Source organism: Bacillus sp. B1(2022) (genome assembly GCF_040259625.1).
Classification (GTDB): domain Bacteria; phylum Bacillota; class Bacilli; order Bacillales; family Bacillaceae; genus Bacillus; species Bacillus velezensis.
The window spans coordinates 528,900-541,889 of record NZ_JANIFO010000001.1 but is presented as its reverse complement, the minus strand read 5'-3'; the positions used below and the strand labels follow the sequence as shown (position 1 = coordinate 541,889).

Genomic DNA, 12,990 nt, shown 5'->3' with positions numbered 1-12,990 from the left:
TTTAATTGCCGCCTTTTTCGCCAGCGACTCCTTTTTCAAGTGCTTTCCATGAAAGGGTGGCACATTTAATCCGGGCCGGGAATTTCGAAACGCCTTGAAGAGCTTCAATATCCCCGAGATCTATCGAGTCGTCATACTCTTTCCCTTGCATCATGTCTGAGAAAATCTTAGACATGGAAAGGGCGGTATCAATATCTTTTCCTTTAATCGCCTGCGTCATCATGGAAGCTGAAGCCATGGAGATAGAACAGCCTTCTCCTTCAAACTTCGCTTCCTGAACGGTATCGCCGTCAAGCTTCATTGTCAGTCTGATCCGGTCGCCGCAAGTCGGGTTGTTCATATCGACGACGATGCTGTCATCCAAAACCCCTTTGTTGCGCGGATTTTTGTAATGATCCATGATCACTTGTCTGTATAATGTATCTAAATTTGCATTAAAAGACATTTGTAAAGTACTCCTTTGTCTTTTGGAGGGCTTCCGCGAGCTTATCGATCTCTTCCTCTGTATTATACAGATAAAAACTCGCTCTCGCAGTAGCAGATACATCCAGCCATTTCATGAGCGGCTGGGCGCAATGATGGCCGGCTCTGACCGCAATGCCCTCAGCATCGAGGACAGTCGCGACATCATGAGGGTGAACCTCATCAAGATTAAATGTCACAAGTCCCGCCCGCTCTTTCGGACCGTATACCGTCACGCCGTCTAGCTGCTCGAAACGGTCAAGCGCATAGGCTGCAAGCTTATGCTCATGCCGGGAAATCTCGTCGAGTCCGATCTCTTCAAGAAAATCAATCGCGGCTCCCAATCCGATCGCGCCTGCGATAATCGGTGTGCCTGCTTCAAATTTCCACGGAAGCTCTTTCCAAGTTGATTCATAAAGCCCTACAAAGTCGATCATTTCGCCGCCAAATTCGGCCGGCTCCATATTCTCAAGCAGTTCTTTCTTGCCGTACAGCACGCCGATTCCCGTCGGGCCGCACATTTTATGGGAAGAAAGCGCGAAGAAGTCGCAATCCAAGTCCTGAACGTCGATTTTCATGTGCGGTGTGCTTTGCGCCCCGTCCACCACGATGACCGCGCCATTGTCATGAGCGATTTTGGCGATCTCTTTAATCGGGTTGATCGTGCCCAGCACGTTTGACACATGAGCGACTGCCACGATCTTCGTATGGCTTGTGACAGTCTGCCGGACGTCATCTAACGAAAGCGTGCCGTCTTCCTGCATCGGGATATACTTTAAAGTCGCGCCGGTTGCTTTTACAGCCTGCTGCCACGGAATGATATTCGCATGATGCTCCATTTGGGTGATGACCACTTCATCACCGGGTTTTAAGCTGGCGCGGGCATAGCTTAGCGCCACCATATTCAGTGAAGTTGTCGTGCCTTTTGTGAAAATGACCTCAGCCATTGATTTCGCATTGATAAACTTACGGACTTTTTCACGCGCACCTTCATAGCCGTCTGTCGCTCTCGTGCCAAGAGTATGAACGCCTCTGTGGACATTGGAATTGTATTTGCTGTAATACTGATCCACTGCTTCAATGACAGCACGCGGCTTCTGGGAAGTCGCCGCGCTGTCAAGGTACACGAGGTCATGTCCGTTCACTTGCTGATGAAGGATCGGGAACTGTTCACGAATATCGGTGATATTCATTATTTTACTTTCCTTTCGATGACGGAGACGAGCTGTTTCTTAACTCCTTCAATCGGAAGCTCTTTTACCACCGGAGCAAGGAATCCGTAAATGACTAAGCGCTCCGCTTCTTCTTTCGGAATTCCGCGGCTCATTAAGTAGTAAAGCTGGATCGGGTCCACACGGCCGACAGATGCCGCATGTCCTGCAGTTACATCGTCTTCATCAATTAAAAGAATCGGGTTTGCATCTCCGCGTGCTTTTTCACTCAGCATCAGAACGCGGGATTCCTGTTCAGCGTTTGCTTTAGACGCGCCGTGCTCGATTTTGCCGATTCCGTTAAAGATGGAAGATGCGGCATCTTTCATGACTCCGTGCTTCAGGATATAGCCTTCAGAAGCCTTACCGAAGTGGATGATCTGCGTCGTAAAGTTTTCCGTCTGTTCTCCTCTTCCGACAACTACGGTTTTCGTATCGCCGTATGTGCCGTCTCCGTAGAGGTTTGTCGTATTTTCAGAAATCGTGTCGCCGTCGTTCATCAGTCCGAGCGCCCACTCGATTCTGCTGTCGCGTCCGCGCGCGGCTCCGCGGCGGTTGACGTATGTTGTGACACCTGCTGACAGGTTGTCAACGGCACCGTACGTCACGCTGGCATTATCACCTGTGACCACTTCACTGATAATGTTGAATACCGCTTCTTTCGGGTTCACCGTGCTGATGTAGTTCTCAACGTAAGTGACGGAGCTGTGGTCTTCAGCGACGATCAGCACGTGGTTGAACAATGCCGTGTCATTGCTTTCATGAACGTAAACGGCCTGAACAGGCGTCTCCACCTGAACGTTTTTAGGAACATAAAGGAATGCCCCGCCGTTCATTAATGCTGCATGAAGCGCAGTCAGTTTATGTTCGTCGACCTTAACGCCGTCTTTCATGAAATACTTCTCAACGAGGTCGCTGTGCTCACGGGCAGCCGTTAAGATGTCCGTAAAGATGACGCCTTTGTCTTTCAATTCTTTAGAAAGAGAAAGGAAAGCGGGCGTTTGGTCACGCTGCACGTATAACGTTTTGTCTTCGTTTTCGATATCGATCAGCGCTTTTGCTTCATCAGCTAAATCTTCTAAAGAAGCAAGCGGCGCATTTTCTACTGTATGCTTGTTGAACTTTGTAAAGTTCCAATTTGTGATTTTTGTTTTATCAGGCTTAGGCAGCGGCAGATCGTCAGCTTTTTCAAGAGCCTGTAAGCGCAGGTTTTTCAGCCAGGCAGGTTCTTGATGCTTTTCGGAAAAGCCTTTGACATATTCCTGATCTACGGATAGTTTCGTTTCCAATGTCATGATTATCCCCCTAACGCTTACGCTTCTTGGCCTACAGTTTCGTCTTCAATGCCTAGTTCTTGTTTAATCCAGTCATAACCTTCCGCTTCAAGGCGCTGTGCAAGCTCCGCGCCGCCGGATTTCACTACGCGTCCCTGCATCATAACGTGAACGACATCAGGCGTGATGTAGTTCAGAAGACGCTGGTAGTGAGTGATCATTAAGCAGCCGAAGTTTTCGCTGCGCATTCTGTTGATTCCTTTAGAAACGACTTTAAGTGCATCGATATCAAGACCTGAATCGATCTCGTCAAGAATGGCGATTTTCGGCTCGATCATCATAAGCTGAAGGATTTCGTTGCGTTTTTTCTCCCCGCCTGAGAAACCTTCGTTCAGGTAACGCTGCGCCATTTCAGGGTCCATTTCAAGGAACTCCATGTTTTCGTCCATTTTGCGGATGAATTTCATAAGAGAAATTTCATCGCCTTCTTCACGGCGGGCGTTAATCGCAGAGCGAAGGAAATCGGCATTTGTCACACCGCTGATTTCGCTTGGGTACTGCATCGCCAGGAAAAGACCCGCCTGAGCGCGCTCGTCCACTTCCATTTCCAGTACATCCTTGCCGTCAAGCGTGATGCTGCCTTTTGTAACTTCGTATTTCGGGTGTCCCATAATCGCTGCTGAGAGCGTGGATTTACCGGTACCGTTCGGCCCCATGACAGCGTGGAATTCGCCGCCTTTTATTTCAAGGTTTACACCTTTTAAGATCTCTTTTCCTTCGATTTCAACGTGAAGATCCTTGATCGTTAATGTTGAAGCAGCCATATCTATACCTCCAAAATATATAATCATTATTCTCAATTTATTCTCATTCTAATTTTATAACAAATGAAAAGTAAATACAACTTTTTATATTACCCGGAACATTCCTAAAGTTTATCAAAGATCAAGGCGTAATTAAAGCTGTTTGAAACAGAAAAAGGGCGGAAATCCACCCTTTTTTACTGACCGATTTTCTCATTAAGCTGCGCTGCGAGGAACTTGCTTTTTTGATATTCAAGCTCCCTCTGCCGTTCGACTTCCATCCTTTTTGAAAGACGCCGTCCGTATTCCTCGTAGCCGATGCCGTGTGACTTCTGCATCGCTTTTTCCATTTCAGGCGTATAGTCAAGGTCCAGTCTCTCGTGGCTGGTGCAGATAATGAATCAATCCCTTCATCTATTTGTTTCTATTGTAACAATGATCCGCTGCTCCGGCCAAAGAGAGTGTGCCCCTGAATCCTTTCGAATGTGCCGGAATCCGGCGCTCGCTTTATCTGAAAAACGGTATTCACACGATTGCTCTTTCTAATGCGTCGTATGTCCGAATTCCTGAATACACTGCTGCACGAGGGTCACTCCCTGACTGAGAGCCGCGCCGCCCCCGAATGCCGCCGCGACGCCGATGACCTCAAGAATGTTTTCTTCTGTCGCCCCTTGGTCAAGGCAGCCCTTCGTATGATAAATCATGCAAAATTCATCTTGAGCGCTGATGCTGATGCCCAGAGCGATTAATTGTTTCTCTTTTTCAGTTAATGAATCCGCTGAGAAACACTGTTCAGTAAATTCATTAAACTTCCGCCCCATCATCGGCATTTTTTGCTCGAATATGCCTAAACCTTCTTTATATTGTTTCAATGCGTCATGCACGCTTTTTCCGTTATCCTGGTATTGAGCCACTGCCATTCCCTCCAATAAGTTAACCTTCCTTTTTATTATGGACAGTTCTCTGATTAATACCCGAAAAAAACCCCGGATGATTCATCCGGGGTTTTCGTTTTATTCAGATACGGGAAGCACGGCTCCGTCGTATTTTTTCTCAATAAAGTCTTTGATTTTCTTAGAGTGAAGCACTTCCATAAGCGCTTTGATTTTCTCTGATTTTTCGTCACCTTTGCGTACGGCGATGATGTTTGCATATGGGTTGTTTTTCGTTGATTCCACTTGAATCGCATCTTTTAACGGATTCAGTTTGTTTTGAATCGCATAGTTGACGTTAATGAAGACTGCATCGCCTTCTTCTTCATTATATGCTTTCGCCGTTAATTCAGGGGCGATTTTTTTGAATGTCAGGTTTTTCGGATTTTTCGTAATGTTCTTCGTAGTGGCTTCAATCGTTTTTACCTTCGGATCAAGTGTGATCAGTCCGGCTTTTTCAAGCATCGCCAGCATACGGCCTTGTTCAGCGACATTGTTAGTCATGATGATGGTCGCGCCTTTAGGCAGGTCTTTCAGTGATTTGTATTTTTTCGTGTAAATTCCGAATGGCTCAAGGTGAACGGCTCCTGCATTCACGAGTTTGTAATCTTTATTTTCTTTCATTTCCTGTTCAAGGTAAGGAACGTGCTGGAAGTAGTTCGCATCCACTTCATTATCAGCTAACGCTTTGTTGTACATTTTGTAATCGTTCAGCACTTTTACTTTTAATGTATAGCCTTTTTCCTTCAAGAGCGGTTCCGCTTCTTTTAAGATTTCAGCATGCGGTGTTTTTGTCGCGGCGACGACGATTTCCTTTTTATTTGAGCCGTTTGATCCGCAGGCCGCCAAAACTCCCGCGAACACAAGCAGCAGCGCACTTAATACAATCTTTTTCAATGTAAATCCTCCCTTATCTTTTGTCTATTATATTTGTAATTACATCACCGATAATCTGAATGATAAAGACGATGATGAGTATAAATACTGTCGCTACAAACGTTACATCCGTATTATTGGACTGGTAGCCTTCTACATATGCAAGGTTTCCGAGTCCGCCTGAACCGATGGCGCCGGCAATGGCGGTAGATCCGATCAGGGCGATGGCCGTAACGGTGATGCCTGAAATTAACGCAGGCATTGATTCAGGAATCAGCACTTTGAAGATAATCGTCGATGTCTTTGCTCCCATTGATCTGGCAGCTTCGATGACTCCTTTATCGACTTCCCGCAGCGCAATTTCCGCAAGACGGGCGTAAAACGGCGCGGAGCCGATAATCAGCGCCGGCAATGCGGCGTTCGGTCCTAAAATCGATCCGACCAAAATCTTAGTAAAGCCGAGAAGCAGAATAATTAAAATAAGAAACGGAATAGACCTGAAAATATTAACGACCGCCGCAATCACGGTGTTAATGATTTTATTTTCCCATAAGCTTCCCTTGCCCGTTAAAAAGAGCAGAAGACCGAGAATCGCTCCAATGACAAATGAAAAAACTAATGCGATGACCGTCATATAAAGGGTCTCGTATGTGGCCGTCCACAGCTCGGTTATATCAACGTTCGGGAACCATTTTTCAAACATTTGTGATCACCTCTGCTTCTACCTGTTTGTCTTTGATGAACCGGATCACGTTTTCTACTTCTTTTTCCTGACCGTCAATATGAATGAATAAAGAACCGTAGGCTCCGTCCTTCGTCTGTGAAATTTTCCCCTGCAGAATATTGACGTCCACATCAAAGTTTCGGATCATTTCCGTAATGAGTGGCTGCTCGGCGGCCTGCCCGACAAATGAAAGCTGAATCGTTTTTCCTGTCGCTGTTTCCTGCAGAAAATGCTGGATGGTTTCTTTCGTCTCCTCCGGTTCTGTCACCTGCTGAACGAAACGCTTGGTCATCGGTTCGCGCGGGTTTCTGAAAACTTGGAGTACTTCGCCTTCTTCAACGACTTTCCCGTTTTCCATGACGGCGACTCTGTTGCAGATTTTTCGGATGACGTGCATTTCATGGGTAATGAGCACGATCGTCAGGCCGAGTCTGTCATTTATATCGGATAAAAGATCCAAAATTGAATCGGTCGTCTGCGGATCAAGCGCTGATGTCGCTTCATCGCACAGAAGGACTTTCGGATTATTGGCGAGCGCCCGGGCGATGCCGACACGCTGCTTTTGACCGCCGCTCAGCTGCGACGGATAAGATTTTTCTTTCCCCTCTAATCCGACCAGTTTAATCAATTCATCAGCGCGGCGGACCCGTTCGCTTTTTTTCACGCCGGCGATTTCCAGCGGGAACATAATGTTCTCCCGAACGGTGCGCGACCACAGAAGGTTAAAATGCTGGAAGATCATGCTGATTTCCTGGCGCGCTTTTCTCAGCCCGCGGCTGCTTACTTTATTTAATTCCGTCCCCGCGACTTCCACGGTTCCCGACGTCGGCTTTTCAAGGCCGTTCAGGAGACGGATTAAGGAACTTTTACCAGCTCCGCTATATCCTATAATTCCAAATATTTCGCCCTTTTTGATATCAAGAGTGACATCTTGGACAGCATTGACATCCCCATGCTTCGCTTTGTAAATTTTTGAAACATTTTGAAGATGGATCAAAGCAATCACCCGCCTTACACTATTCTAAGAAATCTTCCGGGTTTCTCCGCAAAAGAAAAGCCTTTCTGCAAAAATGAGCAGAAAGGCTTATTGAAAAAGGCCTTTCTCTCATCTTTCAAAGCAGACCGCTTCGAGTGAATTGGCACCATTTCAACATTGTTGATGGTTGCCGGGCTTCATAGGGCACTTCCCTCCACCTCTCTTGATAAGAGAAAACATATCGTATTTTCGTCCGGAAATTCTTACTGTAGAATAGCACGGCGAATGATAAAAAGTCAATAAAATAAATATTGGAAGCTATTGTCACATAGTAGATTGGCAGTTACGGCCGTTTACTGATCGCCTGAAAAAATCCGTTTGTCAGCCAGAGGATGGCCTCCAGCTTCAGCAGAGCTCTGAATGATCCTTTCACTTTGAGTTTTCCGCTTTGGATAAGCTTTTGCAAAGAGACATCACCATGCAGGAGATGGATGATTTCCGTCTGGTTTCCGTAAAAGGTCAAATTAGATTTTTCCTTTGAAACCGACGTTTTTCTCATTTCTCCCTGTCCGTTAATTGAGACCGTTAAGGCTTCTGTTTCTCCTTGGAATGTAATCAGCAGCGTTGAGGCGTTTAATAGCGGTTTCAAAAACAGATGCTGTCCGTCATTCTCTGAAACTTCTATTTTCTCCACTCGTATAACCTCCCGTTTTAATGGCCATACATACACTTTCTCTTTTTAACGGACAGAACCCTTTATAAACCGCACGACATTTTCCTGTAAATATTGTCACATCGGGAACGTTTGCGATGTTTTTTGTTTAATCAGCTCATATAAATAGGAAACGGAGCGGAAGGCGTATCCTTTCTCAACAAGCTCTCCGCCTTTAAACAGCAAAAAGCACGGAACGCTTTCAATCTGATAGGCTTTGGCGAATGCGGGGGAATAATTCACGTTGTTTTTATAGAAGGCGGCGCCGGGCAGCATTTCTTCGACGACAGTAAGCATTTTGGACGCCAGCTGGCATGTGCCGCAAAACGGGGTGTACAAATACAGGAGATAAACGTCATCCTGAATCGATTCGAGTTCATTTTCTTGGAGTTCTTTCATGATTACCACCTCAGGTCGTTCTTTTTCAAAAATACAGTGTCAGCATCAAAGCCGGCTCTGAGCAGCACGGATGCGAGATGATGGCCCGGGCACGACTCGACTTGCCTGTATGTTCTGTCTATATAAATATGGCGCGCTTCGGGAAGCTCCCGTTTCAGCTGTTTTCTTAATTTTTCTCCGGAGTCATCTGCGTCCGTTAAAATATAGACGTCTCTGTCAAACAGGCGGTCCGCCAAATCTTCCAGTTCGGTTTGGCCGATCGTCCCGTTTGTACAGATGATTTCCGCGGGTTCGATGAGCACTTCCCTGACTTTGATTTTATCAGATTTTCCTTCTACGATAATGACCTTTTCATCTCCGTTGTACATAAGCGCGTCACCTGCCGATTGTTTTAGCGTCAGATTGAAAAAGAAGGCAGTGAAATTCACCGCCAACTGTTAACACCAGCCATTCTCATAATCGCAATCGACATATTTCGGATCGCTGCCGTTTATGACATCGGCTGTTTTATAAAATTTTTGATTTTCAAATGAAAAGCCCTGTTTGAGCTCGTACTGGTCCATGCCTGTCATCTCGCCGATGGCTTCATTTTCATGAAATAAGGAAAACCGGCCGTTTTGAAAGCGGCCCGTAACGTTCTCCGTCACATCGACCTTTTGTTTATCAAAAGCCATTTTAGACACCTCCCGTTACAGATAGAATGTCCAAATGGCCCCTTTGCTATCCGATCAGTCTTCCTGTGTCATTTCGTCATATTGCTCGGAAGTCATGAGGTTTTCGATTTCTTCAGCATCAGCCGGTTCCACGACGATCATCCACGCTTTTTCATACGGAGACTCGTTTACGAATTCAGGACTGTCATCAAGGTCTTCGTTCACTTCCGTCACCGTTCCGTTAATCGGTGCGTACAGTTCGGAAACGGTTTTGACGGATTCCACGCTGCCGAATGGCTCGTCCGCTTTAATTTCGGCGCCGACTTCCGGAAGCTCGACAAAGACGATGTCGCCAAGTTCGGCTTGCGCGAAATGTGTAATCCCGATGCGGGCTTTTCCGTCCTCAACTTTGACCCATTCGTGCTCTTTGGAATAACGCATATCTTTCGGTGTGCTCATCTAAATCCCTCCATTTTTTTCTTATAATAAGAAGATACCATAATTCTTTGAACCTGGCATTACATCCAATATTTTTCGAATTGGTCTTCTTTAAAGCCGACAGTGACTTTTTCGCCGTCTGTCGTAATCGGGCGTTTCAGGAGCATACCGTCTGATGCCAGGAGTTCAAGCTGTTCATCCTCTGACATGTGGTACAGTTTTTCCTTTAAGTTCAGCTCGCGGTATTTCATTCCGCTCGTGTTGAAAAACTTTTTGAGCTCAAGACCGCTCTTTTCATAAAGGTCTTTAATTTCTTCTTTCGACGGAGTTTCCTCCGCGATATGTATTTCGTTTATTTCCTTACCGCGGTCTTCCAGCCATTTTTTCGCATTACGGCACGTTCCGCATTTAGGGTACCAGTAAAAATTTAACGACATCTTCTTCACCCCTTGTAAATGATCGTCGTTATTTTAACACAATCACTTGTAAAAACCTATAACGTTGCTTCATGAAAAAGCGCCCCTGATGAAGGAGCGCTTTCAGCATGTGATCAGACCGTATATTTTTCTTCACGGAAGACGGCGGCTGCCGCTTCACGTTTTTTCTGAATGAGGTTTTTCGGCGTCAGGCGCGTCAGTTTGCGCAGCACGGAAAGCATCATCCGGAGGGAATCTCCTTCCTCCATGGCGATCAGTGATTCTTTGGCGTGCGCTTCAATGTTCTGAAGGGCTTCCTGGGCAAAGATTTCCGTATATAACAGCTTCTGCGCGGCTTTTTCGGCACCGTCCGCCGCAATTGCTTTTTCCGTTCTGAGGACGGCTGATTCCAAAGCGTACAGCGCGCTGACAATATCGGCAATGTTCACCATGATTTCCTGCTCGCCTTCGATCTCTTTGCCGTATTTCTGCGCCGCGAGACCCGCTGTCAAGAGGGCGATCTTTTTCGCCTGTCTGACAATGTATTTTTCCTGTTCAAGAGGTTCTGAGCCCGGCTCTTCAGGCATCAGCATCATGAGTTCTTCTTGGAGCGCTTTTGCTTTTTCAAAGAGCGGCAGCTGACCTTTTACGGCTTTTTTCAGGAACGTGCTCGTGACGATCAGGCGGTTGATTTCATTTGTGCCTTCAAAAATTCTGTTGATTCTTGAGTCGCGATAAGCGCGCTCCACTTCATATTCCTGCATAAATCCGTAACCGCCGTGAATTTGAACGCCTTCGTCGGCAATATAATCAAGCGTTTCAGAACCGCACATTTTGTTGAGCGAGCATTCAATCGCGTACTCGGCGATTGACTTCGCGACTTCGCGTCCGTCTTTTTGCTCCTCTTCCGTCAGTCTGCTCATATTATCTTCGAATAAGCCCACTGTTCTGTATACAGAGCTCTCCATCGCGTAAAGCCGAGCTGACATCGTCGCAAGCTTTTCCTGAGTGAGCGTGAAGCTTGAGATCGGCGTTTTAAATTGCCGGCGCTGGTTCGCATAAGCGGCAGACAGCTCAATCACCCGTTTTGAAGCGCCGATTGTGCCGACGGCAAGCTTGTAGCGCCCGATATTCAGAATATTAAAGGCGATGACATGTCCTTTTCCGATTTCGCCGAGAAGGTTTTCTTTCGGGACTTCCGCCTGATCTAAAATCAGCGTTCTTGTCGATGAACCCTTAATCCCCATTTTTTTCTCTTCCGGGCCCGTTGACACGCCCGGATAGTTCTTTTCTACGATAAATGCGGAAAATTTATCTCCGTCCACTTTAGCGTAGACGACAAAGACATCTGCAAAGGCGGAGTTTGTAATCCATTGCTTTTCTCCGTTAAGAATATAGTGTGTGCCCGCTTCATTCAAAACAGCCGTGGTTTTCGCGCCGAGGGCATCTGAACCTGAACCGGGCTCAGTTAAGGCGTATGCCGCGATTCTTTGTCCTGAAGCCAAGTCCGGCAAATAGGTTTTTTTCTGTTCTTCCGTTCCGAAGAACACGATCGGCAATGAGCCGATCCCGACGTGGGCGCCGTAAGACAGCGAAAAGCTGCCGGCACGTGAAAACTTTTCCGTAATGAAAGCTGAACTGATTTTATCCAGGCCGATTCCGCCGTACTCTTCAGGCACGTCTGCTCCGAGGAGGCCGAGATCTCCGGCTTTTTTCAGCAGTCTGACCGAATGCTCGAACTGATGATTTTCAATTTCATCGATATAAGGAAGCACATCGTTTACGACATAGTCTTCTGTCGTTTTGCCGATCATTTTGTGTTCGTCTGTAAAGTCCTCCGGAGTGAATATTTGATCATATCCCGTCTCTTCAATCAGAAAGCTGCCGCCTTTTTTGACGTTGACCGTTTCCTGTTTCATGTTCGTTTCCCCCTTTTTTTAAATGAGTTCAAATACGCCGGCAGCTCCCATGCCGCCTCCGATGCACATCGTCACCACGCCGAATTGCTCGTTTCTCCGTTTCATTTCATGAATGAGTGACAGGGTCAGCTTCGTTCCCGTGCATCCGAGCGGATGTCCGAGCGCGATGGCGCCTCCGTTGACGTTCACTTTTTCTTCATCTATCCCAAGCGATCTGATGACTTGAATGGCCTGTGAAGCAAAGGCCTCATTCAATTCAAAAAGCCCGATATCCTGCAATTCGAGTCCGGCAAGCTTGAGCGCCCGCGGGATGGCTTCAATCGGACCGATCCCCATTACCTCAGGCGGAACGCCCCCTACGGCAAAGGAACGGAATTTGACAAGCGGCGCCAATCCGAGCGACGAAGCTTTTTCGCGATCCATCAGCATGACAGCCGCCGCGCCGTCACTTGTTTGTGAAGAGTTCCCGGCCGTCACGGTCCCCGTTTTAGAAAAAGCCGGACGGAGCTTCGCCAAGACGTCAGCCGATGTGCCGGGACGAACGCCTTCATCTTGAGAAAAGATAAATTGTTTTTTCCGCGGCTTATGGTCATCACCGACTTCTGTCAGCGATACTTCAACCGGCACGATTTCGTCATTGAATTTCCCTTCTTTAAGGGCTTTTGCGGCATTCTGATGGCTGCGGACGGCAAATGCATCCTGGTCTTCTCTGGATACGCCGTACGTTTCGGCGACCTGCTCCGCTGTGTGCCCCATGCTCATGTAATACTCAGGCGCATGCTCCGCCAAAGCGATATTCGGGCGGGTCACATGTCCCATCATCGGAACTTGCGACATGGATTCCGCACCGCCCGCAATGACGGTGTCACCCGCGCCGATCATAATTTTTTCAGCACCGTAAGCGATGGATTGGAGCCCGGAAGAGCAGTAGCGGTTCACCGTAATGGCCGGCACCGTATGAGGAAGCCCCGCCAGCGCACCGATATTCCGCGCCATATTTAATCCTTGTTCGGCTTCAGGTGTTGCACAGCCGATAATTAAGTCATCGATATTTCCTTCATAGCCGCCTGCCCGTTTCAGCGTTTCTTTTACACAAAGCGCACCTAAATCATCAGGACGAACGGCTGCAAGCGATCCTTTTTTCGCTTTACCGACCGGGGTTCTCGCACCGGCCACAATGACTGCTTCTCTCATA

17 protein-coding genes and 1 riboswitch are annotated in these 12,990 nt (G+C 47.2%); all 17 genes read right to left on the bottom strand.

Translation table 11 applies throughout. The features are described from left to right. Position 1: 1 nt before the first annotated feature. The 17 genes from sufU to NQS30_RS02700 all read right to left on the bottom strand — a co-directional run bounded on the left by sufU (position 2) and on the right by NQS30_RS02700 (position 12,989). Positions 2 to 445 carry a Fe-S cluster assembly sulfur transfer protein SufU gene (gene sufU / locus NQS30_RS02780; protein WP_003151877.1) on the bottom strand — a complete coding sequence of 148 codons (444 nt, stop codon included), beginning with the start codon at positions 443 to 445 and terminating at the stop codon, positions 2 to 4. Then, on the bottom strand, positions 435 to 1,655 hold the full coding sequence (sufS, locus tag NQS30_RS02775; protein ID WP_007410089.1) for a cysteine desulfurase SufS: 1,221 nt from the start codon (positions 1,653 to 1,655) through the stop codon (positions 435 to 437). Before sufS ends, sufU begins: the two co-directional genes overlap by 11 nt. Further along, positions 1,655 to 2,968, bottom strand: a complete 1,314-nt coding sequence (sufD, locus tag NQS30_RS02770; protein WP_015240539.1) for a Fe-S cluster assembly protein SufD — start codon at positions 2,966 to 2,968, stop codon at positions 1,655 to 1,657. The genes sufS and sufD overlap by 1 nt, the downstream gene beginning before the upstream one ends. 17 nt (positions 2,969 to 2,985) lie before the next feature. After that, complete coding sequence (sufC, locus tag NQS30_RS02765; RefSeq protein WP_003327022.1) at positions 2,986 to 3,771, bottom strand: Fe-S cluster assembly ATPase SufC; 786 nt, start codon at positions 3,769 to 3,771, stop codon at positions 2,986 to 2,988. Between the two features lie 176 nt (positions 3,772 to 3,947). Further along, a complete protein-coding gene (locus tag NQS30_RS02760) occupies positions 3,948 to 4,100 on the bottom strand; it encodes a YuzK family famiily protein (RefSeq protein ID WP_003151857.1) in 153 nt (50 codons plus the stop codon). 192 nt (positions 4,101 to 4,292) lie between these two features. Next, on the bottom strand, positions 4,293 to 4,670 hold the full coding sequence (locus NQS30_RS02755; protein ID WP_029973602.1) for a carboxymuconolactone decarboxylase family protein: 378 nt from the start codon (positions 4,668 to 4,670) through the stop codon (positions 4,293 to 4,295). Positions 4,671 to 4,763: 93 nt separating this feature from the next. Then, positions 4,764 to 5,579, bottom strand: coding sequence for a methionine ABC transporter substrate-binding lipoprotein MetQ (metQ, locus tag NQS30_RS02750; RefSeq protein ID WP_012118382.1), 816 nt, complete (start codon positions 5,577 to 5,579; stop codon positions 4,764 to 4,766). Between the two features lie 13 nt (positions 5,580 to 5,592). Further along, entirely contained in the window at positions 5,593 to 6,261 is a 669-nt protein-coding gene (locus tag NQS30_RS02745; protein WP_012118383.1) for a methionine ABC transporter permease, read from the bottom strand. Continuing rightward, positions 6,254 to 7,279: a methionine ABC transporter ATP-binding protein MetN gene (gene metN, locus NQS30_RS02740; protein ID WP_003151850.1), complete on the bottom strand. Its 1,026-nt coding sequence runs from the start codon at positions 7,277 to 7,279 to the stop codon at positions 6,254 to 6,256. Before metN ends, NQS30_RS02745 begins: the two co-directional genes overlap by 8 nt. Positions 7,280 to 7,384: 105 nt before the next feature. Next, a riboswitch (SAM riboswitch) is annotated at positions 7,385 to 7,491 on the bottom strand. Positions 7,492 to 7,601: 110 nt separating this feature from the next. Next, the gene (locus NQS30_RS02735; protein WP_007410085.1) at positions 7,602 to 7,952 is read right to left on the bottom strand and encodes an SCP2 sterol-binding domain-containing protein; all 351 of its coding nucleotides are present in this window, start codon (positions 7,950 to 7,952) and stop codon (positions 7,602 to 7,604) included. A 96-nt stretch (positions 7,953 to 8,048) separates the two neighbouring features. Further along, positions 8,049 to 8,369 (bottom strand): thioredoxin family protein, encoded by a 321-nt coding sequence (locus tag NQS30_RS02730; protein ID WP_003151847.1) that lies wholly within the window; start codon positions 8,367 to 8,369, stop codon positions 8,049 to 8,051. Between the two features lie 2 nt (positions 8,370 to 8,371). Then, positions 8,372 to 8,737: a toprim domain-containing protein gene (locus tag NQS30_RS02725; protein ID WP_081211918.1), complete on the bottom strand. Its 366-nt coding sequence runs from the start codon at positions 8,735 to 8,737 to the stop codon at positions 8,372 to 8,374. 69 nt (positions 8,738 to 8,806) lie between these two features. Next, positions 8,807 to 9,043: a YusG family protein gene (locus NQS30_RS02720; protein ID WP_003151845.1), complete on the bottom strand. Its 237-nt coding sequence runs from the start codon at positions 9,041 to 9,043 to the stop codon at positions 8,807 to 8,809. A gap of 54 nt (positions 9,044 to 9,097) precedes the next feature. After that, positions 9,098 to 9,481, bottom strand: a complete 384-nt coding sequence (gene gcvH / locus NQS30_RS02715) for a glycine cleavage system protein GcvH (RefSeq protein WP_003151844.1) — start codon at positions 9,479 to 9,481, stop codon at positions 9,098 to 9,100. 59 nt (positions 9,482 to 9,540) lie between these two features. Continuing rightward, the gene (locus NQS30_RS02710; protein ID WP_003151843.1) at positions 9,541 to 9,897 is read right to left on the bottom strand and encodes an arsenate reductase family protein; all 357 of its coding nucleotides are present in this window, start codon (positions 9,895 to 9,897) and stop codon (positions 9,541 to 9,543) included. Positions 9,898 to 10,010: 113 nt separating this feature from the next. Then, positions 10,011 to 11,795 (bottom strand): acyl-CoA dehydrogenase family protein, encoded by a 1,785-nt coding sequence (locus NQS30_RS02705; protein WP_007613612.1) that lies wholly within the window; start codon positions 11,793 to 11,795, stop codon positions 10,011 to 10,013. Positions 11,796 to 11,813: 18 nt separating this feature from the next. Then, positions 11,814 to 12,989, bottom strand: a complete 1,176-nt coding sequence (locus tag NQS30_RS02700; RefSeq protein WP_015418168.1) for an acetyl-CoA C-acetyltransferase — start codon at positions 12,987 to 12,989, stop codon at positions 11,814 to 11,816. Between the last annotated feature and the right edge of the window lies 1 nt (position 12,990).

What these genes read in the sequence shown, in the direction of transcription:
- sufC (WP_003327022.1), bottom strand. Translation starts at nt 3,771, where the DNA reads ATGGCTGCTTCAACATTAACGATCAAGGATCTTCACGTTGAAATCGAA.
- sufU (WP_003151877.1), bottom strand. Translation starts at nt 445, where the DNA reads ATGTCTTTTAATGCAAATTTAGATACATTATACAGACAAGTGATCATG.
- NQS30_RS02720 (WP_003151845.1), bottom strand. Translation starts at nt 9,043, where the DNA reads ATGGCTTTTGATAAACAAAAGGTCGATGTGACGGAGAACGTTACGGGC.
- NQS30_RS02710 (WP_003151843.1), bottom strand. Translation starts at nt 9,897, where the DNA reads ATGTCGTTAAATTTTTACTGGTACCCTAAATGCGGAACGTGCCGTAAT.
- sufS (WP_007410089.1), bottom strand. Translation starts at nt 1,655, where the DNA reads ATGAATATCACCGATATTCGTGAACAGTTCCCGATCCTTCATCAGCAA.
- NQS30_RS02700 (WP_015418168.1), bottom strand. Translation starts at nt 12,989, where the DNA reads ATGAGAGAAGCAGTCATTGTGGCCGGTGCGAGAACCCCGGTCGGTAAA.
- NQS30_RS02745 (WP_012118383.1), bottom strand. Translation starts at nt 6,261, where the DNA reads ATGTTTGAAAAATGGTTCCCGAACGTTGATATAACCGAGCTGTGGACG.
- gcvH (WP_003151844.1), bottom strand. Translation starts at nt 9,481, where the DNA reads ATGAGCACACCGAAAGATATGCGTTATTCCAAAGAGCACGAATGGGTC.
- NQS30_RS02725 (WP_081211918.1), bottom strand. Translation starts at nt 8,737, where the DNA reads ATGTACAACGGAGATGAAAAGGTCATTATCGTAGAAGGAAAATCTGAT.
- NQS30_RS02730 (WP_003151847.1), bottom strand. Translation starts at nt 8,369, where the DNA reads ATGAAAGAACTCCAAGAAAATGAACTCGAATCGATTCAGGATGACGTT.
- sufD (WP_015240539.1), bottom strand. Translation starts at nt 2,968, where the DNA reads ATGACATTGGAAACGAAACTATCCGTAGATCAGGAATATGTCAAAGGC.
- NQS30_RS02755 (WP_029973602.1), bottom strand. Translation starts at nt 4,670, where the DNA reads ATGGCAGTGGCTCAATACCAGGATAACGGAAAAAGCGTGCATGACGCA.
- NQS30_RS02705 (WP_007613612.1), bottom strand. Translation starts at nt 11,795, where the DNA reads ATGAAACAGGAAACGGTCAACGTCAAAAAAGGCGGCAGCTTTCTGATT.
- NQS30_RS02760 (WP_003151857.1), bottom strand. Translation starts at nt 4,100, where the DNA reads ATGGAAAAAGCGATGCAGAAGTCACACGGCATCGGCTACGAGGAATAC.